This window comes from Delftia sp. SD018 (assembly GCF_017355445.1).
Lineage (GTDB): Bacteria > Pseudomonadota > Gammaproteobacteria > Burkholderiales > Burkholderiaceae_C > Comamonas > Comamonas acidovorans.
The window spans coordinates 107,980-131,565 of the sequence record NZ_JADDRN010000002.1; the positions used below are offsets into that span (position 1 = coordinate 107,980).

Here is a 23,586-nt window from a genome sequence, read left to right on the forward strand (position 1 = left end):
CTAGGACAACCAGCGCTTGCGGCGCTTGTAGTGTTTGAGATCGCGGAAGCTCTTCGCCTCGCCGCTGCCACCCATGCCCAGGTAGAACTCGCGCACGTCGGCATCCTGGGCCAGGCGTTCGGCCGGGCCGTCGATGACGATCTTGCCGTTCTCCATGATGTAGCCGCTGTGCGCCACGGCCAGGGCCACGGTGGCGTTCTGCTCGACCAGCAGCATGGAGGTGCCGCGCTCGGCATTGATGCGCGCGATGATGGTGAAGATGTCCTCCACCAGCTTCGGCGCCAGGCCCAGCGAGGGCTCGTCCAGCAGCATGAGCTGGGGCTCGGCAATCAGCGCGCGGCCAATGGCCAGCATCTGCTGCTCGCCGCCCGACAGGTAGCCGGCCAGGCCTTTGCGTCGCTCATGCAGGCGCGGGAAGTAGCTGTAGACCAGGTCGAAGTCGGGCTTGACTTGATTGCGGCCCGTGAGCGCGTAGGTGGCGGCCACGAGGTTTTCCTCCACCGTGAGGTCCTCGAACACGCGCCGGCCCTCCATCACATGCGACAGCCCCAGGCGCACCAGCTGCTGGGGCGCGTACTGCGCGGTGGACTGGCCGTTGTAGCGCACGCTGCCGCTGGCCAGCAGGCCGTCCTCCAGCGCCAGCAGCCCCGAGACGGCCTTGAGCGTGGTGCTCTTGCCCGCGCCGTTGCTGCCCAGCAGGGCCACGATCTGGCCGCGCGGCACGGCCAGCGACAGGCCCCGCAGGGCCTGCACGACCTTGTTGTAGATGACCTCGATGTTGTTGATTTCGAGGACGCTTGCAGTCTCTGCGTTGGTTGGGGTTGCCTTCAAAATTTCACTGCGCATGTGGAGCCCGCGACGTTGGTTATGGCGTGCATCAGGCGCGGGGCACCAAGCAAGGGCCGCCCCGCCGCGAGGGTGCCGTCCCCCTTCCCGCAACGCGAAGCGGTGCGAGAGAAGGGGGAAGCGGCGAAGCCGCTCAGGGGGATGCGTTTCATCAAAGCGCTATCCAGTCGGACGCTGGGAGCATCTTCTGCGCCTTCATGTCCGCCTTGTAGACGCGGCCCACGGGAATCGAATTGCCCTTGATGGTGATGGGCACGCCGATCAGTCCGCCCGTGTCGAAGTCCTTGATGGAATTGAGCGCGGCCTTGAGGTTGGGGCCGGTGAGCGGCTTGCCCGCGTCCAGGCAGCGCCTGGCCGATTCCACGAACAGCATGGCCGCCAGAAAGCCCTGGATATAGGCCGTGCTCTGGTACTCGGGGCGCAGCGCGCGGATCTTGTCCAGCATGGGCGCCTTGGCCGAGGTGTCGTAGTAGTAGCGGTAGGGCATGACGCCCATGAAGCCGTCGCCGGCCTCGCCCATCTTCATGACGGTGGAGCTGTCCATGGTCCAGAAGGTGCCCATCCATTGGCTGGTCATGCCCATCTGCTTGCCCTGCTGGATGAACTCGGGAATGGGCGCGAGGATGTAGCCGTGGAAGATGGTGTAGTCGGGCGCGGCGCGGCGCAGCTTGATGACTTCGGTGGACACGTCCACGCTGCCGGGCGGCGTCATCAGCTTGGCCACCACGTTCAGGCCCAGCTTCTTGGCGGCCGCCTCGCTGGCCTCGATGGGGTCGCGGCCGAACTCGGAGTCGGAGTAGACGAAGGCCACCTTGGCGCCCGGCTTTTCCTTGGCGACGTGCTTGAGCAGGATGCCGAACATCTCCGTGTAGTCGGGTCCCACGAGGAACTGGTTCGAGTACTTGGCCGGGTTGTTGAGCTCGGTGGCGAAGGAGGCGCCCGCCATGAGGATGGCGCCGTTGCGGTCCAGCTCCGGGTTGATGGTCTTGGAAAAGCCCGTGGAGTCGCCGTAGTAGAGGTTGACCTTGTTCTGGCTGGTGATCTTCTTGAACGCGGCCACCGAGACATCGACCTTGTAGCCCGTGTCCTCGGGCACGTAGCGGATCTTGCGGCCCTTGATGCCGCCTGCCTCGTTGACCATCTTCACGTAGTCGCCCATGCCGGCATTGATGCCCACGCCCGCGAAGGCGAACACGCCCGTCATGGGGATGGAGCCGCCGATCACGATGTCTTCGCCGCCAGCCTGGGCGCGGGCGGCCAGCGGTGCGGCCAGGCTGGCGCCGGCCGCCAGCAGCAGGCTGCGGCGGCGCGAGGAGGTCGGGTGTTGCTGCATTGCTTGTCTCCTTTTGCTTGTCGTGCGCGGCGCCGCCTCAATTGCGGAAGGGCCACAGGTGGAAGAAGCGGCGCAGGCGCCGCCACATTTCTGCGAGCCCCTGCGGCTCGAAGACCAGAAAGACGATGATCAGCAGCCCGAACACCATGGTGCGCACGGGCGACAGGAAGACGGCCAGCTCGGAGCCGCCGGGCAGCAGGTCCACGATGAGCTTGAGCAGCTCCGGGACCATGGTCATGAAGACCGCGCCCAGGATGCCGCCCAGGATGGAGCCCATGCCGCCGACGATGATGGCCGCCAGAAAGAAGATGGACATCAAGAGCGGAAAGCTCTCGGGCGTGACCACGCGAAAGAAGTACGCCCACAGCCCGCCCGCCACGCCTGCGTAGAACGAGGACAGCCCGAACGACAGCAGCTTGTAGCGCAGCAGCGGTATGCCCAGCACCTCGGCCGAGATGTCGCGGTCGCGGATGGCGATGAAGGCGCGGCCTATGCGCGTGCGAAACAGGTTGGCCGCGCCCAGCAGCATCAGCAGCGTGACGGGCACGATCACCCAGTACAGCCGGAACGAGGTGTCCAGCGCCACGCCGAACACCGTGGCCGGCTGCAGCGTCAGGCCCGCCGTGCCGCCCGTGAGCTTGAGGTTGGCGAACAGGAAATGGGCGATGAACGAGGCCGCGATGGTGGCAATCGCCAGGTACAGGCCCTTGACGCGCAGCGAGGGCAGGCCCACCACGATGCCGCCCAGCATGGCCACGAAGCCGCCAGCCAGCAGGTTGAACAGCACGGGCGTGCCCCAGCGCGCCTGCACGATGGCCACCGTGTAGGCGCCCAGTCCCATGAAGGCGGCCTGTCCCAGGCTGACCAGGCCCGTGTAGCCGGTGAGGATGTTCAGCCCCGTGGCGCCGGCCACGTTGATGCTGACCAGGCAGGCCAGGTACAGCCAGTAGTCGCTGGCCATGAAGGGAAACAGCAGCAGCAGCGCGCCGGCCATGGCCAGCCAGATGCGTTGCGTGCGGGAGTCGAACAGCGCCGCATCGGCGATGTAGCTTTCCTTGAGGGTGCCTATGCGCATGCTGCCGTCTTTCTGAAGCTGTCTAGAGCCGCTCGATCTCGTGCGTGCCGAACAGGCCGTAGGGCCTGAGCATCAGCACCACGACCAGCACGATGAAGGTGGCCAGCAGCTTGTACTCGCCGCCCAGGTAGGCGCCGGCCAGCGCCTCCACCAGGCCGATGAACAGGCCGCCGACCAGGGCGCCCAGCACGCTGTCCAGCCCGCCCACGATGACGACCACCAGCACCGACAGGCCGAACACGCCCATGCTCGACGAGATGCCGCCGATGGAGCCGACGATGATTCCCGAGACCGCCGCGATCATGGCCGACACCACCCAGGCCAGCGAGAACACGCGCGGCACGTTGATGCCCACCGAATAGGCCGCTGCCTGGTCGCTGGCCGTGGCGCGCAGGGCCACGCCGCCACGCCAGTAGCGGAACACCAGCAGCACGGCCGCGATGAAGACCACGGCCACGGCTGCGCCCCAGGCCACCTTGGGCGCGAGAAATGCCTCGCCGATCATCACGGGCTGCGTGGGCATGAACTCGGGCAGGCGGCGCTGGTCGGCCGTCCAGATCAGCTCCACCAAGCCCACCAGCACCGAGGCCAGGCCCACGGTGACCATGAACACCGAGATCGGCGGCTCGCCCAGCAGCGGCCGGATCATGGTGCGCTCGATCAGCGCGCCCAGCAGCCCCGTGCCCAGCACGGCGGCGGGAATGGCCAGCCACAGCGGCAGCGCGAACATGGCCGCAAAGGTGAAGAACAGGTAGGCGCCCACCATCAGCAGCTCGCCGATGGCGATGTTGACCACGCGCGTGGCCTTGTAGACCACCACGAAGGCCAGCGCGGCCAGCGCATACAGGCCGCCTGCGGCCAGGCCCGTGAGGGCAATCTCGAACAGGTAGGCCCAGTCCATCATGCGGCTTCCTGTGCCAGGGCCGGCTGCGGCGTGGCGGGCTCTGGCCGGGCGGACGCGCCGCGCAGCCGGCGCCGCAGCTCGCCCACATCACCGGCGCCCAGGTAGGCCCGGTTCACCTCGGGATCGGCCTGCACCACAGCGGGCGTGCCCTGGGCGATGACCTGGCCGAAGTTGAGCACCACCACATGGTCGGACAGGTCCATGACCATGCCCATGTCGTGCTCCACCATGAGCACGGTCACGCCCCATTCGGCGCGCACATCGAGGATGAAGCGAGCCATGTCCTCGGTCTCCTCGCGGTTCATGCCGGCCACGGGCTCGTCCAGCATCAGGATGCGCGGCTGCATGGCCAGGGCGCGCGCCATCTCCACGCGCTTTTGCAGCCCGTAGGACAGGGCGGCCACGGGCGCATGGCGGATGTGGTCTATCTCCAGGAAATCGATGATGCGCTCCTCGATGTCGCGGCGCAGCTCGGCCTCCTCGCGGCGCGCGCGGCCCAGGTAGAGGAGGGCGTCGAGCACGTTGGTGCGCAGGTGGGCGTGGCGGCCCAGCTTGATGTTGTCCAGCACCGTCATGCCCCGGAACAGCGCAATGTTCTGGAAGCTGCGCCCCAGGCCCAGCCGCGCGCGGCGCGGCGCCGGCATGCGCGTGATGTCCTCGCCCTGGAAGCGGATGGAGCCGCCCGTGGGCCGGTAAAAGCCCGAGATGGTGTTGAACAGCGACGTCTTGCCCGCGCCGTTGGGACCGATCACCGCCGTGATCGAGCCGGGCTGCACATCGAAGCCCACGCCCGACAGCGCCTTCACGCCGCCAAAGGCGAGCGTGACGCCATCGACCTGCAGCAAGGGGGCGGGCGGGCCGCCGTCGGGGTGTGTCTCCATGGCGCTCTCGTGCGTTGGTTCGTCGAGCCGGGCAGGAGCCTACTGATGCGTAGGCTGTTTACTTTGGAGTAGATTCTGGTTGTCGCCCTCCGCATGCAGCATCGGTGATTTCCCCGGTGCACCCGTCGCCATGAAGCCATCGAGCCCTGAAACCAAGACCCGACCCAGCCCCGGAACCCGCACCCGCAAAGGCCGTGCGGCGCCCGCCGTGGACTCGCCCTGGAGCGGCACGCCCGACCGCGAGCAGCAGCGCGAGGCCAAGCGCCAGGCCGTGCTGCAGGCCGCCGCGCAGCTGTTCAACGAACGCGGCTTCTCCGCCACCTCGCTGGACGACATCGCCGCACGGCTGGGCGTGAGCAAGCCCACGCTGTACTACTACGTCAAGAACAAGGACGAGATCCTGCTGCAGTGCGTGAACCAGGGCCTGGCCATGACGCTGGAAGGCATCGAGGCCTCGCGCCGCGCGGGCGGCCAGGCCGTGGACCAGCTGCGCGCCTGCATGCAGGTCTATGCGCGCATCGTCACCATGGACTTCGGCATGTGCCTGATCCGCGTGGGCGACGAACAGGTCCCCCCCGACAGCCGCCGCGAACTGCGCCGCCAGAAGGCCGCCATAGACCAGGCCTTCCGCCGCCTGGTGGCCGCCGGCGTGCAGGAGGGCTCCCTGGCCCCCTGCGACCCCAAGATGACGGCCTTCGTGATTGCCGGCGCACTCAGCTGGATAGGCCGCTGGTACCAGCCTGGCGGCCAGTACTCGGCCGAGGAAGTGGCGCAGCAGTGCATTGATACCTTGATGGGGGGCGTGTTGCGGCGGGCGGATGTTCTCGATACGCCCAAGTTATCCAAGCCACCCAAGGTGGGCAAGCCTGCAAAGCGTGCGAAGGCGGGCGGCTGAAGCGCCGTTCCCTGCCTTGAGACACGCTACGGCGCCGCACTCTCCTGCGCCGCCAGATCATCCAATATCGGGCAGTCCGGCCGGTCGTCGCCGTGGCAGCAGTGCACCAGGGTCTTGAGCGTGCGCTGCATGGCCTGCATGGCGGCGATGCGCTCGGTCAGTTCGTCGATGTGCCGCTGGGCGATGGCCTTGACCTGGCTGCTGGCGCGGCTCTTGTCCTGCCACAGGCCGAGCAGGGTGGCGATCTCGTCCATGGAAAAGCCGAGGTCGCGCCCCCGGCGGATGAAGCGCAGGGCGTGCACGTCGGCCTCGGCGTACTGGCGGTAGCCGCCGTCCGTGCGGTGCATGGGCGGCAGCAGGCCCTGGGCTTCGTAGTGGCGCACCATGCGCGCCGAGACACCGGCGCGGCGCGCGGCCTCGCCGATGGAGACGGGCCAGTGCTGTGCGGGGTGGGCGGACATGGTGCGTGCCTTTCGGATGCCTTCGGGTGTCTTTGAGGTGTCTCTCAGGCGACCTTGTAGCCTTCTTCGGCAATGGCGGCGCCCAGTGCCTCGCGGCTGGCGCTGCTGTCGACTTCCACGCGCTGGGCGGCGCGATCGATTTTTACCTGGGCCTGGTCATCCACGCCCTGCACGGCCTGGGTGACGGCGCGTTCGCAGTGGCCGCAGGTCATGCCCTGCACGGTGAAAACATGTTGCATCTCTCGCTCCTGGTTGGGGCGCGCCGAAGTGGCGCAAGCCATGGACGGCATGTTGAACCCTGACACCATGGCAAGGTCAAGCGTCTGGCTGGACAAGGGTTGATTTGGCCCAATTCGATGTGAGTCGGCCGGCTCAATGATCCGCTGCAATGGCCGATAGATCGAAAAGAGCCGTGAATAGGCAAAAACCGTCATAGGCCATTGGCGATCATCTGACAAACTGCAACAATTTGTATTTACGTTGGCGCTATGCATTTGGAGACCGTGCGGGCGCCTTGACTGACAGAGAGGAAAACGGTCATGAACTTGTTGGGAATGATGCGGGCTTTCACGATCCGCACGCGGATGCTGGGTGCCATCGCCATGGTGCTGGTACTGCTGGGTCTGCTGGGCGGAGCCGGGATGCTGGGCATGTTCCGCATCCATGGCATGAGTCAGCAGTTCATGCATACCTCGTACGCCAAGATGGGCTACATGGTGGAGTTGCGCGCCGAGCTGGGTGCCGTGCGCGCCCATGAAAAGGACATGATCATCCAGTACGAGCGTGCCGAAGAGGTGCGCAAGGCCCACACCCAGTGGCTGGCCGCCATCGACCGCGTGAAATCCGTGGCCGAGCGCTTTCTGAAGGACGAGGACCCGGCCGACGATGCCATCGTCAGCGGCATCTCCGAGCGCGTGGACCGCTACCGCCAGCAGTTCGAGCACATTGCGCGACAGCTGGAGGCCGGTGGCTATGACACGGCGACCACGGCCAACCGCATGAGCGGCAAGGCCATGGCCGAGGTGGCCGAGGTCGAAAAGCTCATCGCACAGCTGGACCAGCTGCTGCGCCAGCAGGTCGATGCCATGGCCGCGGAGGAGCAGGGCGTGGCCGAGCAGACGCAGTGGATCTTCGTGGCGGCCGTGGTGCTCACGGTGCTGGTGGTGGTGCCGCTGACGCTGATGAACATGCTGTCCATCTGCCGCCCCCTGGTGCAGGCGCGCCAGACGGCGCTGACCATTGCCCAGGGCGATCTGTCGCAGAGCGTGAAGGTGGAGGGCAAGGATGAGGTGGCTGACCTGCAGCGCGCGCTGGACCAGATGCAGCAGAGCCTGGGCTCCATGGTGACCCAGGTGCGCGACGCCAGCGGCAACATCGCCACGGCCAGCCAGGAGATCGCCACGGGCAACCAGGACCTGTCCTCGCGCACCGAGCAGACGGCCAGCAATGTGCAGGAGACCGTGGCCTCGCTGTCCCAGCTCACGGCCACGGTGCAGCAGACGGCATCGTCCTCGCAGCTGGCCAACCAGCTGGCGGCCTCTGCCTCGACCACGGCCACGCGCGGTGGCGACGTGGTGGCCCAGGCCGTGGTGAGCATGCAGGAGATCACGACCTCCAGCCGCAAGATCGGCGACATCATCGGCCTGATCGACTCCATCGCCTTCCAGACCAACATCCTGGCGCTGAACGCCGCCGTGGAAGCGGCGCGTGCCGGCGAGCAGGGCCGCGGCTTTGCCGTGGTGGCGGCCGAGGTGCGTTCGCTGGCCCAGCGCTCGGCCCAGGCGGCCAGCGAGATCAAGGCGCTGATCCAGACCAGCGTGCAGGCCGTGGACGTGGGCGTGCGCCAGGTCGAGGACGCGGGCAAGACCATGAAGGAAATCGTGGACAGCGTGCAGCGCGTGGGCGACATCATTGGCGAGATCACGGCGGCTTCCAGCGAGCAGTCGGGGGGCATCGGGCAGGTCAACCAGGCCGTGGGCGATATCGACCGCATGACGCAGCAGAACGCAGCCCTGGTCGAGGAATCGGCTGCCGCCGCCGAGTCGCTGCGCGAGCAGGCCGCGCGCCTGGCGCAGGTGGTGGGCCAGTTCCGCATTGCCGGTGCGGCCGTGGCGTCCATGGGCTCGCATGCTTCCTATGGCCGTCCCTCCCAGGGCCAGCCCAGCCTGGCGCCGGCTGCAGGCCGCGCCCCGCTGGCTTCGGCCCGCGAGACCCAGCTGCTGGAACACGCCTGAGAAGGCAGGGGCCAGCGGCCCTGTTTCACGTGACCCCGTGAATCGCGCGAACGAAAAAAGCCCGCAGGCCATGCCTGCGGGCTTTTTGCTTTGCAGCGCCGCAAATCAGGCCTGGCGCGCGAACGGGTAGTCGGTATAGCCCTCGGCGCCGCCGCCGTAGAACAGGCTGGAGTTCCAGGGGTTCAGCGGCAGGTCGTCGCGCAGGCGGTGGACCAGGTCGGGGTTGGAGATGAAGGCCTTGCCGAAGGCCACGATATCGGCGTGGCCGCTTTCCACGGCGCGCAGCGCCATGTCGCGGTCATAGCCGTTGTTGACCATCCAGGCGCCCTGGCCGCCGGCCTCGCGGTAGGCGGATTTGAGGGCCGCGTAGTCGAAGGGCCGGTCGGGCAATTCACGCGGGCCGCCGGTGGAGCCTTCGATGATGTGGATGTAGGCCAGGCCCAGCGGCGCCAGCTGACGCACCACGTATTCGAACAGCGGCTGGGGGTCGGCATCGGCGATGTCGTTGGCCGGCGTCACGGGCGACAGGCGGATGCCCACGCGGCCGCCGCCCACGGCATCGGCGGCGGCGCGCGTGCATTCGAGCAGCAGGCGGGCGCGGTTCTCGATGCTGCCGCCGTAGTCGTCATCGCGCTGGTTGGCGCCGGTCTTGAGGAACTGGTCCAGCAGATAGCCGTTGGCGCCGTGCAGCTCCACGCCGTCGAAGCCGGCCGTCTCCACGGCATTGCGCGCGGCCACGGCGAAGCTGTGGACGATGGCGGGAAGCTCGTGCTGGGCGAGCGCGCGCGGCGCGGAGGTGGGCACGAACTGGCCCTTGCCCGAGTCCTCGTCGATCACATAGGTCTTGGATTTGGCCGCCACCGGGGACGGCCCCACGGGCGCCTGGCCTTCGGGCTGCAGCGAGGTGTGCGAGACCCGGCCCACATGCCACAGCTGGGTGACGATGCGCCCGCCGGCCTTGTGCACGGCGTCGGTCACGCGCTTCCAGCCGTCGAGCTGCTCGCTGCCGTACAGGCCCGGCACATGGGCATAGCCCTGGCCCTGGTGGCTGATGGCCGTGCCTTCGCTGATCAGCAGGCCGGCGCTGGCGCGCTGGGCGTAGTAGGTGACCATGATGTCGTTGGGCAGGGCCTGGGGTGCGCGGTTGCGCGTCAGGGGCGCCATGGCGATGCGGTTGGGCAGGCGCAGCTCGCCGGCCTGTATGGGATCGAACAGAGAGGTCATGCAACGGGGCTTTCTGTGCGTGAAGCAAAAGCGCCACCCGTGCGGGCGGCGCGGCGTACGGCACAGATTACGCCCATGGAATCAATCGTGCAGGCCAGGGATTTGCGCGCTGTCGTGCAGGCGACGGTGCTGTGCCACGAGTCGCCCCAGCGCCTGCATCTGCGCCGTCACGAAGCTGCGCGTGGCGGCATCGGTGCACAGGCCCTGGCTGTCGAATTTCTGCGCCGCCTGGCCCACGAACACCTCGGGCCGGGCCAGCACGTCGGCTTCCATGCACTGCAATACCTTGCGCAGTTCGTACTGCACGCGCGCCCCGCCCAGCGGGCCGGGCGAGGCCGAGACAAGGGCCACGGGCTTGTGCCGAAAGGGTTGGTCGTCGCCACGCGAGATCCAGTCCAGCGCATTCTTGAACATGCCTGGAATGGAGAAGTTGTACTCGGGCGTGGCCAGCACCACGGCGTCGGCGCGGCGGATGCGCTCGCGCAACTGGTGCACGGATGCGGGCATGCCCGTGGCCAGCAGGTCGGCATCCAGCGGCGGCAGCGCGCGCCAGTCGCAGACCTGCATCGTGGCCTGGGGTGGCAGGCATTCGCCCGCCAGCTCCAGCAGCATGCGGTTCAGGGAATGGCGGCGCAGGCTGCCGCACAGGCCGATGATGTCCATGGCGTCAGGCCTGCAGCGGAATGCCGACCTGCTGGATGACGCCGCGCCAGCGCGCGATCTCGGCGCCCACCATGCCACGCATCTCCTCGGGGCTGCAGGGCGTGGCCGCGCTGCCGGCGCTGGCCAGGGCCTGGAGCAGGTCGGGCTCCTTCAGGGCCTTGTGGGCTTCGGCGGCCAGCCTTTGCACCACGTCGGCGGGCGTGCCTGCGGGCGCGGCCAGGCCCAGCCAGGAGTGCACCTCGAAGCCGGGCAGCACGGCCGAGGCCGGCGGCACCTCGGGCAGGGTGGGCCAGGCCTGGGCGCTGGTGACGGCCAGGGCGCGCAGCCGGCCCGACTTGATGTGCGGCATGGCCACGGTCAGCGTGTCGCTGAGCACGTCCACATCGCCCGCTATCACGGCCTGCACAGGTGCGCCGCCGCCCCGGTAGGGCACGTGCAGCAGCTGTACCTTGGCCGTGGAGCCCAGCAGCTCGCCGGCCATGTGCTGGGTGGAGCCCACGCCCACCGAGGTGAAGGTGATGCGTCCCGGCTCCTTGCGCGCCATGGCCAGCAGATCGGCGAGGGTCCTGGCGGGATGCTCGGCGCGCACGGCCACCACGAAGGGAAAGGACGAGACGGTGGAGACAAAGGCGAAGTCCTTGACCGCGTCGTAGGGCAGCGATTTGCGCAGCGCGGCCGACACGGTGTGCGCGCCCGTGAGCATGACCAGGCTGTAGCCGTCCGGCACCGCCTTGGCCACGAAGTTGCTGGCAATGGAGCCGCCCGCGCCGCTCTTGATCTCCACCACCACGGGCTGCCTGAGCGATTCCTGCAGCTTCTGGGCCACGAGCCGGGCCACCACGTCGGCGTTGCCGCCCGCGCCAAAGCCGTGGATCAATTGAATGGGCCGGTTGGGAAAACCGCCCTGGGCCCGGGCCGTGGGCAGGGCGAGTGAGGCGGCGCCTGCAAGCAGGGCCGTGCGTCGGGTGATGGCAGTCATGTCATGTCTCCTTTTTTTGTATTGCGCGCTGTGGCCGTGTAGTGGCTTGGCTGGTCTGGCTGGTGTTGCGGCTAGCGGTCCGCGCGCGCGTAGCCGGTCTGGGCGCCGTAGAGCTTTTCGCGCTGCGACCAGTCGTGGGTCTCATTCCACAGGGCCAGCACCTGCATGGCCTCTTGCTCGAAGACCTGGTGGCGCGCCGCGTCGGCCGTGCGCGCGGTCAGCTCCAGGCGGTGGCCCGAAGGGTCGAAGAAGTAGATGGAGGTGATGAAGTCGTCGTGGTTGGTGGGGCCCACCACGTCAATGCCCCGGTCCAGCAGGTCCTGCCGGGCGCGCAGCACGGTGTCCACGTCGGCGACCTCGAAGGCGAAGTGCTGTATCCAGCCCGGCGACTCCATGTCCTTCATCTGGCCCGGGTCCCTGGGGCACTCGAAGAAGGCGATGGAGCTGCCGTCCTCCATCTCGAAAAAGATGTGGATGTGCGGGCTGTACTGGCCCGTGGAAGGAACATGGTCCTCGCCCATGGCGTGGGTGAAGCGCAGGCCCAGCACCTCGGTATAGAAGCGCACGGTCTCGGCCGCGTCCTTGCAGCGGTAGGCGGCGTGGTGAAGCTTTTTGCACAGCATGGATGTCTCCTGTCAGTCGGTGGAAAGGGGGCCGGAAGCGGAATCGGGGCCTGTGGCGCCGTGGAGCGGCTCCTGGCAGCCGCTCCACTGGGGCTGGAAGAAGGGGGCCGGGACCAGGAACTTCGATTCCTGGCTTTGCAGCAGCGGCAGCATGCGCGCCACATAGGCCTGCCAGCGTGGCTCGGCCAGCAGGCGGGCGCGGCGCTCGGCGCGCTCGTTCAGGTCCGTATAGGCCCACAGGTGGACGATCTGGTTGAGTGGCCCCGAGTCGCTGGTGTAGTAGCCGACCATGCGGCCCAGAATGCGCTGCTGCAGCTCCAGGCCCTCGGCCTGGTAGAGCGCCAGGTAGTCCCGCCATTTGCCGGGGTGGGCGGTGTAGGTGCGTTGTTCGACGAGCATGACGTGCCTTCTTTCAACCGAGGCTGTGGCCGCCGTCGATCACGATGCGCGTGCCCGTGGCCGTGCGCAGATGCGTGGCGCAGGCGAGGATGGCCTGCGCCACATCGCCGGGTTCGACCACGCGGCCCAGCGGCGTGTGCGCGGCCTTTTTCTCCAGCTCCTGGCGGCTGCGGCCCCCTACGAAACCCGTGTCCACGGCGGCGGGCGAGACGCACAGAAAGCGCACCGGGCCGAAGGCGCGCGCCATGGACACCGTCAGCGTGTCCAGCGCGGCCTTGGCGGCGCAATAGGCCATGTTGCTGCCCAGGCCCGTGAAGGCGGAGACCGAGGACACGTTGACCACGGCGGCGTCCTGCGAGGCGCGCAGCAGCGGCAGCAGGGCCCGCGTCACGGCATAGGTGCCGCCCACGTTGGCGCACAGGATGCGGTTGAACAGCGCGGGCTCCAGCGCATCGATCTGCGCGTGCGCGATGCGCTCGGTGAAGCCCGCGCAGTTGACCAGCAGGTCCACCCGGCCCAGGTGCTGCTGCAGCCACTGGGCGGCGATGGCGTGGCTGGCCTCGTCTTGCAGCGACAGCTGCAGCGTGTGGTGGCTGCCCGGCAGTTCCTCGCGCAGCGCCTGGGCGCGGTCGCGGCCCTGGTGGTAGCCGATCACGACGGTGGCGCCCTCGCGGGCCAGGGCCCGCGCCGTGGCGGCACCTATGCCGCTGCTGGCGCCGGTGACGACGGCGATTCTGTCTTGCAATGGCAGATGGGAGAGTTGCATCATTCGGAAATCCGTGGCGCCCGGCCTTGCCGTGCCCTGGCCGGGCCGTGGTTGATCGGCCATTCCGATTGTTTTCAAATCGCCCGGCGGCGCCATTCAGTTGTCCGATAAACGAACATGACCTCATCGTCCGATGCCGGCTCCCTCAAGCGGGGCGTGGCCTTTCTCAAGCTGCTGGCGACCGGGGGCGTGCGCGGTTGCCCGCTCAGCGATCTGGCCGAAAAATCCGGCGTGCCCCACCCTTCGGCCCACCGCATCCTCAAGCAGCTGATTGCCGAGCGCCTGGTGGTGCACGACGCCCAGACCCACCGCTACCGGCTGGGGCCGCTGGCCTTCGAGCTGGGCCTGGCCGGGTCGATGCTGCACGACATACGCGACCTGTGCGAGCCGGCCATGGCGGCGCTGTCACGTGAAACCGAGGACACGGCCTACCTGGTGGTGCGCAGCGGATTCGAGGCCGTGTGCCTGCACCGGCTCGAAGGCGACTTCCCCATACGCACGCTGGTGCTGCAGGTCGGCAGCCGGCGCCCGCTGGGCGTGGGCGCCGGGGGACTGGCCGTGCTGGCCGCCATTGCGCCCGAGGAGCGCGAGGCCATCATCGAGCGCGTGGCGCCCGCCCTGCCGGCCTTTGGCAAGCTCACCGATGCGGGGCTGCGCCTGGCCTGCGAGGAAACGGTCCGCGCAGGCGTGGCCGTGATACAGAACCGCGTGAGCCTGGGCGTGACGGCCGTGGGCGCGCATTTTTGCGACAGCATGGGCCAGGCCATGGGGGCGGTCAGCGTGGCCGCGCTGACCCAGCGGATGACGGCGGCGCGCGTGCGGCGCATCGCCCAGCAGGTGCGCGCTGCGGCGGCCCAGATAGAGCTGCGCATCCGCACGCGCAAAAGATAAGGGGCCGGCTGGTTCACACCAGCCGGCCCCTTGTCGGCCCCTTGTGCCGCCGAGCCCGGGCTCGGCGCTGCTTACTTGAGCAGGCCTTCGGCCTTCATCGCGGCCTGCACGGCAGGGCGGGCCAGCACGCGCTCGCGGTAGGCCAGGAGGTTGGTCAGCTCGGAGATGTCCACGCCCACGAACTGGGCCCAGCCCGTCACGGTGAACAGGTAGGCGTCGGCCACGGTGAACTGCTCGCCCATCAGGTAGTCGCGGCCATTGAGCTCGCCGTCCACCCACTTGAGGCGGTCCAGCACGCGCTGGCGCACCACGGGCTTGTAGTCGTCGGGCGTGGCGGGGTTGAACAGGGGGCCGAAGCCCTTGTGCAGCTCGGTGCCGATGAAGTTCAGCCACTCCTGAAGGTGGTAGCGGGCCATGGTGCCGTTGGCAGGCGCCAGCTTCTTCTCGGGGACCAGATCGGCCAGGTACTGGACGATGGCCGGGCCTTCATGCAGCGTGTCGCCGTCGTCGAGCACGAGGAAGGGAACATAGCCCAGCGGGTTGATGCCGTAGTAGTCCGTGCCGTCCTGCAGCTTGTGCGTCTTGGTGCTGGCCAGGACCGGCTCGTAGGCCAGGCCTGCCTCGTGCAGGACGATGTGGGGAGACAGAGAGCAGGCGCCAGGGCTGTAGTAGAGCTTCATGGTGGATGGCTTCCGATCAGGGTAAGAAAGACAAGCGCCCATGCTAACCCCATGTGCAGGGGCTGCGCATGATGGGACCGCGCTGGCGGCAGGGTTCAGGCCGACAGGCGCTGTGCAGCCCAGAGCACCTGTTCCAGCACGGCCTTCATGCCTTGCTGGTCCTGGGGGCGCTGCAGGCGGCCGGCGTCGTCGAATGCCTGGCCTGCCTGGCCGACGGCGTGGCTCACGGGGGCCAGCCAGCACTGCAGGTTCAGCAGCAGCGGCGCCAGGTGCGACTGGGCGCGCAGGCCGCCCAGGCCGCCGGGCGAGGCGCTGGCCATGCCCACGACCTTGCCGCGAAAGGGCAGGGTGCCATCGGACCAGACCGGATCACCGGCCACGGGGCTGGAAGCCCAGTCGATGGCGTTCTTGAGCAGGGCGGGGTAGCTGCCGTTGTACTCGGGCGAGCAGATCAGCCAGGCCGGGTGGCTGTGCAGCGCGGCCTTGAAGCGCAGCACGTCGGGCGGCGTGCCGCCGGCCTCCAGGTCGGCGTTGTACATGGGGATGTCGAAATCCGACAGCTCCAGCAGCGTGGGCTGGGCGCCCAGTTCGCGCGCCATGTCGGCGGCGGCGGCGGCCAGGCGCCGGTTGTGCGATTGTTGGCGGGTACTGCCCGCGAAGATGAGGATCTGCATGGCCGCCATTGCATCACAGGCCCTGCACATGTTTCTTGCAAGCGGGCCGTCCTGCGGGCGGCGGCGCGCAGCATCCTGCGGTGCACGCGCTGTGTCCGCCGCACTGTTTCACGTGGAACACCGGCGCAGTGCCGGCCCGGTGGCAGGGCCGGCCGACCCCTTGCAAGGCATTGGTGCGGCAAAGGTGGGAAAATCGCGGGTTCCCCGCTGGGTTCCCCTCGCTACATGAACGAGGGCCACCTGCCATGAGCGCCGGAGCGTGAGTGCTCCGTGTCGGGGGCTTGGGCCGGGCAGGCCCCCGGAGTGATAAGCATGTTGTACCCACAGGAATTTGATGTGATCGTGGTCGGTGGCGGCCACGCCGGCACCGAGGCCGCGCTGGCGGCTGCGCGCATGGGCTGCAGGACGCTGCTGCTGAGCCACAACATCGAGACCCTGGGCCAGATGAGCTGCAATCCCAGCATCGGCGGGATCGGCAAGGGCCATCTGGTCAAGGAAGTGGATGCGCTGGGCGGCGCCATGGCGCTGGCCACCGATATCGGCGGCATACAGTTCCGCATCCTCAACAGCTCCAAGGGCCCGGCCGTGCGTGCCACGCGCGCCCAGGCCGACCGCATTCTCTACAAGGCCGCCATCCGCGATATGCTGGAGAACCAGCCCAACCTGTGGCTGTTCCAGCAGGCGGTGGATGACCTCATGGTCGAGGGCGACCGCGTGGTGGGCGCCGTCACGCAGGTCGGCGTGCGCTTTCGCAGCCGCACCGTGGTGCTCACGGCGGGCACCTTCCTGGACGGCAAGATCCACGTGGGCCTGAACAACTACGCGGCAGGCCGCGCGGGCGACCCGCCGGCCGTCAGCCTGTCGTCGCGGCTCAAGGAGCTGCAGCTGCCCCAGGGGCGCCTGAAGACCGGCACGCCACCGCGCCTGGATGGCCGCAGCATCGATTTCTCGCAGTGCGAGGAGCAGCCCGGCGACGGCATGCCCGGTGGTGTCAACGAAGGCGTGCTGCCCGTGTTCAGCTTCATCGGCAATGCGGCCATGCACCCGCGCCAGATGCCCTGCTGGATCACCCACACCAACGAGCGCACGCACGACATCATCCGCAGCGGCTTTGACCGCAGCCCCATGTTCACGGGCAAGATCGAGGGCGTGGGCCCGCGCTACTGTCCCAGCGTCGAGGACAAGATCAACCGCTTTGCCGACAAGGAAAGCCACCAGATCTTCCTGGAGCCCGAAGGCCTGACCACCAACGAGTTCTATCCCAACGGCATCTCCACCAGCCTGCCCTTCGACATCCAGTACGAACTGGTGCGCAGCATGAAGGGGCTGGAGAACGCGCACATCCTGCGCCCCGGCTACGCCATCGAGTACGACTACTTCGATCCGCGCTCGCTCAAGAGCAGCTTCGAGACGCGCCAGATCCAGGGCCTGTTCTTCGCGGGCCAGATCAACGGCACGACCGGCTACGAGGAGGCGGCGGCCCAGGGCCTGTTCGCCGGCCTCAACGCCGCACTGCAATGCCGCGGCCAGGAAGCCTGGCTGCCGCGCCGCGACGAGGCCTATCTGGGCGTGCTGGTCGATGACCTGATCACCAAGGGCGTGACCGAGCCCTACCGCATGTTCACCAGCCGTGCCGAGTTCCGGCTGCAGCTGCGCGAGGACAACGCCGACATGCGCCTGACCGAAGCGGGCCGCGCCATGGGCCTGGTGGACGATGCGCGCTGGGATGCCTTCAGCCGCAAGCGCGATGCTGTTTCACGTGAAACAGAGCGCCTGAAGTCCACCTGGGTCAATCCGCGCATCGTCACGCCCGAGGAATCGGAGCGTGTGCTGGGCAAGTCCATCGAGCGCGAGTACAACCTGTTCGACCTGCTGCGCCGGCCCGACGTGGGCTACGGCAAGCTGATGAGCCTGAACGAGGGCCGCTATGCCTCGGCCGATGTGCAGCCCGAGGTGCTGGGCGATCTCAGCGGCTCCGTGGTCGAGCAGGTGGAAATCGCGGCCAAGTACGCAGGCTACATCGACCGCCAGAAGGACGAGGTGCAGCGCGCCGCCCACTTCGAGAACCTGCGCCTGCCGGCCGAGCTGGACTACATGCAGGTGCCGGCCCTGTCCTTCGAGGTGCGCCAGTCGCTGCAAAAGCACAGGCCCGAGACGCTGGGCCAGGCATCGCGCATGTCGGGCGTGACGCCGGCGGCGATCTCGCTGCTGATGGTGCATCTGAAGAAGGGCGGCTTTCGGGGCTTTGCACCGGATGTGACTGACGCGAAGGGCGAGGAGGCATCCGCATGAGCCAGGAACTGCGCGCTCCGCTCGAAGCCGGCCTGCAGGCGCTGGGGCTGGACCTCACCCCCGCCCAGATCGATACGCTGATGGAATTCCAGGCCCTGCTGGGCAAGTGGAACAAGGTCTACAACCTCACGGCCGTGCGTGATCCGCAGGAGATGCTGACCCATCACCTGCTCGACAGCCTGGCTGCCGTGCCGGCGCTGCAGCGCCATCTGGCACAGATGCCTGCGCGCGAAGGCCGCACCGCCATGCTGGACGTGGGCTCGGGCGGCGGCCTGCCCGGCGTGGTCTTTGCCATCTGCTGCCCGCAGATCGACGTGCACTGCGTGGACACGGTGGGCAAGAAGGCCGCCTTCATCCAGCAGGCAGCGGCCACGCTGCGCCTGCCCAACCTGCGCGGCATCCACAGCCGCGTGGAGCAGCTGACCACGCGCTATCCGCTGATCAGCTGCCGTGCCTTTGCCTCGCTGGCGGACTTCACCAGCTGGTCCCGCCAGGCGCTGGAGGAGGGCGGCACCTGGCTGGCCATGAAGGGCAAGCACCCCGACGATGAAATCGCCGCGCTGCCCGCCGACGTGCAGGTGTTTCACGTGGAACCATTGAAGGTGCCGGGCCTGGATGCCGAGCGCTGCATCCTCTGGCTGCGCGTTTGCGCCTGATTTTTTTACCGAATGGCACACTGCCGCGTTGCGGCGGGGCCATGTTCCACATGCGCTGGCCATGGCCCTCGCATAAACTCCCAGCTTTCATCGCTCAGGGGTCAGCATGTTCGGCATCTCCGATTTCAGCGCATTCGTTGTTGCCATTCTTCTGTTTTTGCTGATTCCGGGGCCGGGCAATCTGGCGCTGATCACCTCCACCGGCAAGGGCGGCATACGTGCCGGAATGGCGGCCTGCGCCGGCGTGCTGGCGGCCGACCAGGTGCTGATCTGGATGGCCGTGGCGGGCGTTGCCGCGCTGCTGGCCTCCTATCCCACGGCCTTCCATGCCGTGCAGTGGCTGGGCGCCGCCTACCTGGGCTGGCTGGGTTTCAGGATGCTCACCGCCAAGCCCGGCGACAAGCCCGTGCTGCACATCGAGCCGCGCCACTACTTTCGCCAGGCCGGCCTGATCACCCTGATGAACCCCAAGTCCATCGTGTTCTACATGGCCTTCTTCCCGCTGTTCGTGGATCCCGCAAGCCACCAGGGCCTGCTCACGTTCGCGGTGATGGCGGCCACGGTGGCCGCTCTGACCTTTCTCTATTGCCTGATCGTGGTGCTGCTGACCGCGCATCTGGCCGAGCGCATGCGCGCCAATCCTGCGGTTTCCCGGGTTCTCGAAAAGACTGCGGGCGTGTTCCTGATCGGTTTTGGCCTCAAGCTGGCCATCGCCAAATAAGCGTGTAAATACCATGGCCAAAATCTTCTGTGTCGCCAATCAAAAGGGCGGGGTCGGCAAGACCACCACCGCCGTCAACCTTGCAGCGGGCCTGGCCAAGGTCGGCCAGCGCGTGCTGATGATCGACCTGGACCCGCAGGGCAATGCCACCATGGGCTCGGGCGTGGACAAGCGTGCGCTGGAGCTGTCGGTCTATGACGTGCTGCTGGAGAACGCCAGCGTCAAGGAAGCCGCCGTGCGTTCCGAGGCCGTGGGCTACGACGTGCTGGGCGCCAACCGCGAACTCAGCGGCGCCGAGATCGAGCTGGTCACCCTGGAGCGCCGCAACGATCGCCTGAAGGGCGCCCTCAAGGCGGTCGATGCCGACTACGACTTCGTGCTGGTGGACTGCCCGCCCAGCCTGTCCATGCTCACCTTGAACGGCCTGTGCGCGGCCCATGGCGTGGTCGTGCCCATGCAGTGCGAGTACTTCGCGCTCGAAGGCCTGACCGACCTGGTCAACACGATCAAGCAGGTGCACGCCAACATGAACCCCGACCTGCAGATCATCGGCCTGCTGCGCGTGATGTTCGATCCGCGCACCACGCTGCAGCAGCAGGTCAGCGACCAGCTCAAGGAGCACTTCGGCGACAAGGTGTTCGACACCGTCATCCCGCGCAACGTGCGCCTGGCCGAGGCGCCCAGCTATGGCGTGCCGGGCGTGGTCTTCGACCCGGGCGCCAAGGGCAGCAAGGCTTTCATCGATTTCGCGCACGAGATGGTGCGCCGCATCAAGAAGATGTGAGAGCCATGCAGGTGCCACATGAAACGCCGGGGCAGGGCGTTGCTGCCGAGGACGTCTGGCTGCTGCCCGGCTGGCAGAACTCGGACGCCGACCACTGGCAAAGCCGCTGGGAGCAGCGCCACGGCTACCGCCGCCTGGAGCAAAACGACTGGGACCGCCCGCTGCGCGGCGACTGGAGCGCCAGGCTGCAGGAGACGGTGCTCGACGCGCCGCGCCCCGTGGTGCTGGTGGCGCACAGCCTGGGCTGCATCCTTGTGGCCTGGTGGGCGGCGCATTCTCCGCTGGCCGCCCGCAAGGTGCGCGGCGCGCTGCTGGTGGCCCCCGGCGATACCGAGCAGCCCCAGCTGCGCGAGCAACTGCCCGGCTGGTCTCCCGTGATGATGCAGCGCCTGCCGTTTGCCTCCATCGTGGTCGGCAGCGACAACGACATTTACTGCAGCGCCCAGCGCGTGCAAGCCATGGCCGATGCCTGGGGCGCACGCTTCGTCGACGCAGGGCCTTCGGGCCATCTCAACACGGCCAGCGGGCTGGGCGACTGGGACAGCGGACACGCGCTGCTGGCATCGCTTTGACAAGGACAACACCATGGTGACCAAGAAACCCAAGGGACTGGGACGCGGGCTGGAAGCCCTGCTCGGACCCAAGGTCCACGACAAGGAAGAGGGCGGCGGCCCGGTGGCCGAGACCGGCCTGCCCAGCATCCTGCAGCTCGACGTCATGGTGCCCGGCCAGTACCAGCCGCGCACCCACATGGACGAGGGCGCGCTCTACGAGCTGGCCGAAAGCATCAAGGCCCAGGGCATCATGCAGCCCATCCTGGTGCGCCGCCTGGCCAAGGGCGACCACGCCGGCAAGTACGAAATCATCGCGGGCGAGCGGCGCTTCCGTGCGGCCCGCATCGCCGGCCTGGCCGAGGTGCCGGTGCTGGTGCGCGAGGTGCCCGACGAGGCTGCCGCCGCCATGGCGCTGATCGAGAACATCCAGCGCGAGGACCTCAACCCGCTGGAAGAGGCCCAGGGCCTGTCGCGCCTGGTCAAGGAGTTCGGCCTCACGCACGAGCAGGCGGCCCAGGCCGTGGGACGCTCGCGCAGCGCGGCCACCAACATCCTGCGCCTGCTCAACCTGGCGGACCCGGTGCAGACCATGCTCATGGCCGGCGACATCGACATGGGCCATGCGCGCGCCCTGCTGTCGCTGGACCGCGCGGCCCAGATCACGGCCGGCAACCAGATCGCGGCCAAGAAGCTGTCGGTGCGCGAGGCCGAGGCCCTGGTCAAGAAGATCGGCGCCGACTTCAGCCTGGTGCGCCAGAAGTCCAAGAAGGACGGTAAGTCGCGCGATATCAAGCGCGTGGAAGAAGAGCTGTCCGACTTGCTCATGGCCGATGTCGAAGTGCGCATCAAGAAGTCCGTGCGCCGTGGCGGCAAGCTGCAGGAAATGGGCGAAGTGGCGATCCAGTTCGGCTCGCTCGATGCGCTCAACGGGCTGATCGAACGTTTGCGCGGCGATGCATCCGAGTGATGACAACAGCTTGTAACCGTCTGTGATCTGTCGTTCTCCAGCAATGCAGCGCTTTTTCGCAAGGGTGAATCCCGGTATATTTGCGCGCTGTTATGCGGGGTAATTGTGTGTAATCGCTGACTGGCGACGCTGCCAGTGCGTGGACGCCCATTGCCCTGGCGCTGATTCACCTAGACCAGACCAAGAGGATTACAACGTGAAGAAGTATCTTGCCCTGACTGCCATCGCTGCCGTGGCGCTGACCGGCTGCGTGACCACCGACATGCGCATGGGCTCGCCGGAAGCCAAGACCGTGGCCACGGGCGCCGCAGGCGGTGCCAGCGCCGAGAACGCCAACACCGAGCTGGAGCGCTGCGACTCCTCGCTGGGCACCATCTCCCTGGTCGAGAACCAGACCGCGGGCTGGTACACCATCCTCACCCAGCAGTACCGCCTGCCGCCCACCTCGCAGCTGCTGCGCCTGATGATCCAGCAGTCCAACTGCTTCATCGTCGTGGAACGCGGCGCGGCCGGCATGGGCGCCATGGCGCGTGAACGCGCGCTGATGGACTCGGGCGAAATGCGCGGCGGCAGCAACCTGGGCAAGGGCCAGATGGTGGCCTCCGACTACGGCCTGTCCCCCGAAGTGATCTTCAACCAGAGCGATGCCGGCGGCATGGGCGGCGCCATCGGCGGCCGCGCAGGCGGCATCTTCGGCGCGCTGGCTGCAGCCACCAAGACGCGCGAGGCCTCGGTCATGCTGGCCCTGGTGGACAACCGCTCGGGCGTGCAGGTGTCGGCTTCCGAAGGCTCGTCCTCCAAGACCGACTGGGGCGGCATGGGCGCGCTGTTCGGCGGCTCCGCCGGCGCCTCGCTGGGCGGCTACACACGCACGGCCGAAGGCAAGGTGATCGCCGCCGCCTTCATGGACGCCTACAACCAGATGGTGCGCTCGCTGCGCAACTACAAGGCGCAGACCGTCAAGGGCCAGGGCCTGGGCGGCGGTGGACGCCTGGGCGTGGACGGCGGTGCCGCACCGTCGCAGACATCGGCTCCGGGCGCCAATGCCGCCGGCATGTCGCTGCGCGCCGCACAGCAAAAGCTCAATGCCCTGGGCTACACCGCAGGCACGCCTGACGGCTCCATGGGCAAGAACACCCAGAACGCCCTGCGCGAGTTCCAGCGCGACCAGAGCCTGCCGCAGACCGGCCGCCTCGACCGTGCCACCTCGCAAGCCCTGCAACAGCAATAAGCGGCTCCCGGCCGGAGGGCGCGCATGATGCGGCGCCTTCCCTGGCCGGCCCCGGCCCTTCTTGCCTGGGCGGGCGCCTGGCTTGTCTACGCCGCGCTGCAATCGACTCTAGGGCCGCTGGCCGCCTGGCTGGCGGCCTGTTTTTTGGGCGTGCTCGCCAGCCTGCTGGCCACGCCCTGGTGGCGGCGCCTGGCCGTGGCGGCGGGATTTCCGCTGTCCTGCCTGATGCTGTGGGGGCCGGGCGGCCTGGCCGCCATCAGCCCCTGGCTGTGGCTGGCGGCGCTGGGTCTGCTGACCCTGGTCTACCCGCTCAACGCCTGGCGCGATGCGCCGCTGTTTCCCACGCCGACCGATGCGCTGCAAGGCCTGGCCGATGCTGCGCCGCTGCCGGACGGCGCCGCCGTGCTCGATGCCGGTTGCGGCCTGGGTGACGGCCTGCGCGCGCTGCGCGGCCAGTACCCGCAGGCGCGGCTCAACGGCATGGAGTGGAGCTGGCCGCTGCGCTGGCTGTGCGCGCTGCGCTGCCCCTGGGCCCGCGTGCGCCGCGCCGATATCTGGCTGGCCGACTGGAGCGGCTACCAGATGGTCTACCTGTTCCAGCGCCCCGAAAGCATGGGCCGTGCGGCCGTCAAGGCCGCCACGGAGCTGCCTGAGGGCGCCTGGCTGGTCAGCCTGGACTTTGCGCTGCCCGGCGTGGAGCCCTCCTGGCAGCGCCAGGGCCCGGGCCGGCACAGCCTCTGGGTCTACCGCATGCCGCTGGGCGGTGCCGGCGAGGCCGTGGTGCATGTTCCCGAGCCCGAGGAAACGCCCTACGAAAAGGCCCTGCGGGAACTGCAGGAACGGCGGTGAGGGG

At 68.1% G+C, this 23,586-nt stretch carries 26 protein-coding genes; 11 read left to right on the forward strand and 15 right to left on the reverse strand.

Annotated features, from left to right (window positions below; translation table 11 throughout):
- The 5 genes from INR38_RS03515 to INR38_RS03535 all read right to left on the reverse strand — a co-directional run bounded on the left by INR38_RS03515 (window position 1) and on the right by INR38_RS03535 (window position 5,039).
- Window positions 1–831: an ABC transporter ATP-binding protein gene (locus tag INR38_RS03515; RefSeq protein WP_239972959.1), complete on the reverse strand. Its 831-nt coding sequence runs from the start codon at window positions 829–831 to the stop codon at window positions 1–3.
- A 166-nt stretch (window positions 832–997) separates the two neighbouring features.
- Window positions 998–2,179 (reverse strand): ABC transporter substrate-binding protein, encoded by a 1,182-nt coding sequence (locus tag INR38_RS03520; RefSeq protein WP_207442585.1) that lies wholly within the window; start codon window positions 2,177–2,179, stop codon window positions 998–1,000.
- A 37-nt stretch (window positions 2,180–2,216) separates the two neighbouring features.
- Window positions 2,217–3,254 (reverse strand): branched-chain amino acid ABC transporter permease, encoded by a 1,038-nt coding sequence (locus tag INR38_RS03525; RefSeq protein WP_141833087.1) that lies wholly within the window; start codon window positions 3,252–3,254, stop codon window positions 2,217–2,219.
- A 22-nt stretch (window positions 3,255–3,276) separates the two neighbouring features.
- The gene (locus INR38_RS03530; RefSeq protein ID WP_013799949.1) at window positions 3,277–4,158 is read right to left on the reverse strand and encodes a branched-chain amino acid ABC transporter permease; all 882 of its coding nucleotides are present in this window, start codon (window positions 4,156–4,158) and stop codon (window positions 3,277–3,279) included.
- Window positions 4,155–5,039: an ABC transporter ATP-binding protein gene (locus tag INR38_RS03535; protein ID WP_034397519.1), complete on the reverse strand. Its 885-nt coding sequence runs from the start codon at window positions 5,037–5,039 to the stop codon at window positions 4,155–4,157. The genes INR38_RS03530 and INR38_RS03535 overlap by 4 nt, the downstream gene beginning before the upstream one ends.
- 130 nt (window positions 5,040–5,169) lie before the next feature.
- Between INR38_RS03535 and INR38_RS03540 the strand changes: the two genes are divergently transcribed.
- Window positions 5,170–5,934 (forward strand): TetR/AcrR family transcriptional regulator, encoded by a 765-nt coding sequence (locus INR38_RS03540; RefSeq protein WP_207442586.1) that lies wholly within the window; start codon window positions 5,170–5,172, stop codon window positions 5,932–5,934.
- A 26-nt stretch (window positions 5,935–5,960) separates the two neighbouring features.
- Here INR38_RS03540 and cueR read toward each other — a convergent pair whose 3' ends face one another.
- Together cueR and INR38_RS03550 are read right to left on the reverse strand one after the other, a co-directional pair.
- Window positions 5,961–6,395 carry a Cu(I)-responsive transcriptional regulator gene (gene cueR / locus INR38_RS03545; protein WP_012201974.1) on the reverse strand — a complete coding sequence of 145 codons (435 nt, stop codon included), beginning with the start codon at window positions 6,393–6,395 and terminating at the stop codon, window positions 5,961–5,963.
- A 44-nt stretch (window positions 6,396–6,439) separates the two neighbouring features.
- Entirely contained in the window at window positions 6,440–6,634 is a 195-nt protein-coding gene (locus INR38_RS03550; protein WP_012201975.1) for a heavy-metal-associated domain-containing protein, read from the reverse strand.
- Window positions 6,635–6,934: 300 nt separating this feature from the next.
- Here INR38_RS03550 and INR38_RS03555 point away from each other — a divergent pair, with 300 nt between their 5' ends.
- Window positions 6,935–8,629, forward strand: a complete 1,695-nt coding sequence (locus INR38_RS03555; protein ID WP_207442587.1) for a methyl-accepting chemotaxis protein — start codon at window positions 6,935–6,937, stop codon at window positions 8,627–8,629.
- 105 nt (window positions 8,630–8,734) lie between these two features.
- Here INR38_RS03555 and INR38_RS03560 read toward each other — a convergent pair whose 3' ends face one another.
- From INR38_RS03560 to INR38_RS03585, 6 genes are all read right to left on the reverse strand, one after another.
- Window positions 8,735–9,853 (reverse strand): alkene reductase, encoded by a 1,119-nt coding sequence (locus tag INR38_RS03560; RefSeq protein WP_207442588.1) that lies wholly within the window; start codon window positions 9,851–9,853, stop codon window positions 8,735–8,737.
- 81 nt (window positions 9,854–9,934) lie between these two features.
- Entirely contained in the window at window positions 9,935–10,516 is a 582-nt protein-coding gene (locus INR38_RS03565) for an NADPH-dependent FMN reductase (protein ID WP_207442589.1), read from the reverse strand.
- A 4-nt stretch (window positions 10,517–10,520) separates the two neighbouring features.
- A complete protein-coding gene (locus INR38_RS03570; protein WP_207442590.1) occupies window positions 10,521–11,495 on the reverse strand; it encodes a tripartite tricarboxylate transporter substrate binding protein in 975 nt (324 codons plus the stop codon).
- A gap of 71 nt (window positions 11,496–11,566) precedes the next feature.
- The gene (locus INR38_RS03575) at window positions 11,567–12,118 is read right to left on the reverse strand and encodes a VOC family protein (protein ID WP_012201980.1); all 552 of its coding nucleotides are present in this window, start codon (window positions 12,116–12,118) and stop codon (window positions 11,567–11,569) included.
- Window positions 12,119–12,130: 12 nt separating this feature from the next.
- A complete protein-coding gene (locus tag INR38_RS03580; protein ID WP_199958657.1) occupies window positions 12,131–12,517 on the reverse strand; it encodes an NIPSNAP family protein in 387 nt (128 codons plus the stop codon).
- 13 nt (window positions 12,518–12,530) lie between these two features.
- Window positions 12,531–13,262: an SDR family oxidoreductase gene (locus INR38_RS03585; protein WP_242698951.1), complete on the reverse strand. Its 732-nt coding sequence runs from the start codon at window positions 13,260–13,262 to the stop codon at window positions 12,531–12,533.
- Between the two features lie 138 nt (window positions 13,263–13,400).
- Between INR38_RS03585 and INR38_RS03590 the strand changes: the two genes are divergently transcribed.
- The gene (locus INR38_RS03590; protein ID WP_207442592.1) at window positions 13,401–14,174 is read left to right on the forward strand and encodes an IclR family transcriptional regulator; all 774 of its coding nucleotides are present in this window, start codon (window positions 13,401–13,403) and stop codon (window positions 14,172–14,174) included.
- A gap of 71 nt (window positions 14,175–14,245) precedes the next feature.
- Here the strand turns inward: INR38_RS03590 and gstA are convergent, their stop codons facing one another.
- Together gstA and INR38_RS03600 are read right to left on the reverse strand one after the other, a co-directional pair.
- Entirely contained in the window at window positions 14,246–14,854 is a 609-nt protein-coding gene (gene gstA, locus INR38_RS03595; RefSeq protein ID WP_013799958.1) for a glutathione transferase GstA, read from the reverse strand.
- 95 nt (window positions 14,855–14,949) lie between these two features.
- Window positions 14,950–15,537, reverse strand: a complete 588-nt coding sequence (locus INR38_RS03600) for an NAD(P)H-dependent oxidoreductase (RefSeq protein WP_207442593.1) — start codon at window positions 15,535–15,537, stop codon at window positions 14,950–14,952.
- 303 nt (window positions 15,538–15,840) lie between these two features.
- Between INR38_RS03600 and mnmG the strand changes: the two genes are divergently transcribed.
- The 8 genes from mnmG to INR38_RS03640 all read left to right on the forward strand — a co-directional run bounded on the left by mnmG (window position 15,841) and on the right by INR38_RS03640 (window position 23,582).
- On the forward strand, window positions 15,841–17,820 hold the full coding sequence (gene mnmG / locus INR38_RS03605; protein ID WP_088166421.1) for a tRNA uridine-5-carboxymethylaminomethyl(34) synthesis enzyme MnmG: 1,980 nt from the start codon (window positions 15,841–15,843) through the stop codon (window positions 17,818–17,820).
- On the forward strand, window positions 17,817–18,476 hold the full coding sequence (gene rsmG / locus INR38_RS03610; protein ID WP_012201987.1) for a 16S rRNA (guanine(527)-N(7))-methyltransferase RsmG: 660 nt from the start codon (window positions 17,817–17,819) through the stop codon (window positions 18,474–18,476). Before mnmG ends, rsmG begins: the two co-directional genes overlap by 4 nt.
- 106 nt (window positions 18,477–18,582) lie before the next feature.
- The gene (locus INR38_RS03615) at window positions 18,583–19,197 is read left to right on the forward strand and encodes a LysE family transporter (protein ID WP_012201988.1); all 615 of its coding nucleotides are present in this window, start codon (window positions 18,583–18,585) and stop codon (window positions 19,195–19,197) included.
- A 13-nt stretch (window positions 19,198–19,210) separates the two neighbouring features.
- Entirely contained in the window at window positions 19,211–19,981 is a 771-nt protein-coding gene (locus tag INR38_RS03620) for an AAA family ATPase (protein WP_012201989.1), read from the forward strand.
- Between the two features lie 5 nt (window positions 19,982–19,986).
- Window positions 19,987–20,553 carry an alpha/beta fold hydrolase gene (locus INR38_RS03625; RefSeq protein WP_207442594.1) on the forward strand — a complete coding sequence of 189 codons (567 nt, stop codon included), beginning with the start codon at window positions 19,987–19,989 and terminating at the stop codon, window positions 20,551–20,553.
- 13 nt (window positions 20,554–20,566) lie between these two features.
- A complete protein-coding gene (locus INR38_RS03630) occupies window positions 20,567–21,502 on the forward strand; it encodes a ParB/RepB/Spo0J family partition protein (protein WP_012201991.1) in 936 nt (311 codons plus the stop codon).
- 196 nt (window positions 21,503–21,698) lie between these two features.
- Window positions 21,699–22,733, forward strand: coding sequence for a peptidoglycan-binding domain-containing protein (locus INR38_RS03635; protein WP_013799966.1), 1,035 nt, complete (start codon window positions 21,699–21,701; stop codon window positions 22,731–22,733).
- Window positions 22,734–22,757: 24 nt separating this feature from the next.
- Window positions 22,758–23,582 carry a class I SAM-dependent methyltransferase gene (locus INR38_RS03640; protein ID WP_123694837.1) on the forward strand — a complete coding sequence of 275 codons (825 nt, stop codon included), beginning with the start codon at window positions 22,758–22,760 and terminating at the stop codon, window positions 23,580–23,582.
- Window positions 23,583–23,586: the final 4 nt, after the last annotated feature.

Excerpts from the sequence above, each read along its gene's own strand:
- INR38_RS03575 (WP_012201980.1), bottom strand. The coding sequence starts at position 12,118 with ATGCTGTGCAAAAAGCTTCACCACGCCGCCTACCGCTGCAAGGACGCG.
- cueR (WP_012201974.1), bottom strand. The coding sequence starts at position 6,395 with ATGTCCGCCCACCCCGCACAGCACTGGCCCGTCTCCATCGGCGAGGCC.
- rsmG (WP_012201987.1), top strand. The coding sequence starts at position 17,817 with ATGAGCCAGGAACTGCGCGCTCCGCTCGAAGCCGGCCTGCAGGCGCTG.
- mnmG (WP_088166421.1), top strand. The coding sequence starts at position 15,841 with ATGTTGTACCCACAGGAATTTGATGTGATCGTGGTCGGTGGCGGCCAC.
- INR38_RS03570 (WP_207442590.1), bottom strand. The coding sequence starts at position 11,495 with ATGACTGCCATCACCCGACGCACGGCCCTGCTTGCAGGCGCCGCCTCA.
- gstA (WP_013799958.1), bottom strand. The coding sequence starts at position 14,854 with ATGAAGCTCTACTACAGCCCTGGCGCCTGCTCTCTGTCTCCCCACATC.
- INR38_RS03560 (WP_207442588.1), bottom strand. The coding sequence starts at position 9,853 with ATGACCTCTCTGTTCGATCCCATACAGGCCGGCGAGCTGCGCCTGCCC.
- INR38_RS03640 (WP_123694837.1), top strand. The coding sequence starts at position 22,758 with ATGATGCGGCGCCTTCCCTGGCCGGCCCCGGCCCTTCTTGCCTGGGCG.
- INR38_RS03540 (WP_207442586.1), top strand. The coding sequence starts at position 5,170 with ATGAAGCCATCGAGCCCTGAAACCAAGACCCGACCCAGCCCCGGAACC.
- INR38_RS03520 (WP_207442585.1), bottom strand. The coding sequence starts at position 2,179 with ATGCAGCAACACCCGACCTCCTCGCGCCGCCGCAGCCTGCTGCTGGCG.
- INR38_RS03555 (WP_207442587.1), top strand. The coding sequence starts at position 6,935 with ATGAACTTGTTGGGAATGATGCGGGCTTTCACGATCCGCACGCGGATG.
- INR38_RS03620 (WP_012201989.1), top strand. The coding sequence starts at position 19,211 with ATGGCCAAAATCTTCTGTGTCGCCAATCAAAAGGGCGGGGTCGGCAAG.
- INR38_RS03525 (WP_141833087.1), bottom strand. The coding sequence starts at position 3,254 with ATGCGCATAGGCACCCTCAAGGAAAGCTACATCGCCGATGCGGCGCTG.
- INR38_RS03600 (WP_207442593.1), bottom strand. The coding sequence starts at position 15,537 with ATGGCGGCCATGCAGATCCTCATCTTCGCGGGCAGTACCCGCCAACAA.
- INR38_RS03535 (WP_034397519.1), bottom strand. The coding sequence starts at position 5,039 with ATGGAGACACACCCCGACGGCGGCCCGCCCGCCCCCTTGCTGCAGGTC.
- INR38_RS03580 (WP_199958657.1), bottom strand. The coding sequence starts at position 12,517 with ATGCTCGTCGAACAACGCACCTACACCGCCCACCCCGGCAAATGGCGG.
- INR38_RS03530 (WP_013799949.1), bottom strand. The coding sequence starts at position 4,158 with ATGATGGACTGGGCCTACCTGTTCGAGATTGCCCTCACGGGCCTGGCC.
- INR38_RS03615 (WP_012201988.1), top strand. The coding sequence starts at position 18,583 with ATGTTCGGCATCTCCGATTTCAGCGCATTCGTTGTTGCCATTCTTCTG.
- INR38_RS03550 (WP_012201975.1), bottom strand. The coding sequence starts at position 6,634 with ATGCAACATGTTTTCACCGTGCAGGGCATGACCTGCGGCCACTGCGAA.
- INR38_RS03625 (WP_207442594.1), top strand. The coding sequence starts at position 19,987 with ATGCAGGTGCCACATGAAACGCCGGGGCAGGGCGTTGCTGCCGAGGAC.
- INR38_RS03565 (WP_207442589.1), bottom strand. The coding sequence starts at position 10,516 with ATGGACATCATCGGCCTGTGCGGCAGCCTGCGCCGCCATTCCCTGAAC.
- INR38_RS03590 (WP_207442592.1), top strand. The coding sequence starts at position 13,401 with ATGACCTCATCGTCCGATGCCGGCTCCCTCAAGCGGGGCGTGGCCTTT.
- INR38_RS03630 (WP_012201991.1), top strand. The coding sequence starts at position 20,567 with ATGGTGACCAAGAAACCCAAGGGACTGGGACGCGGGCTGGAAGCCCTG.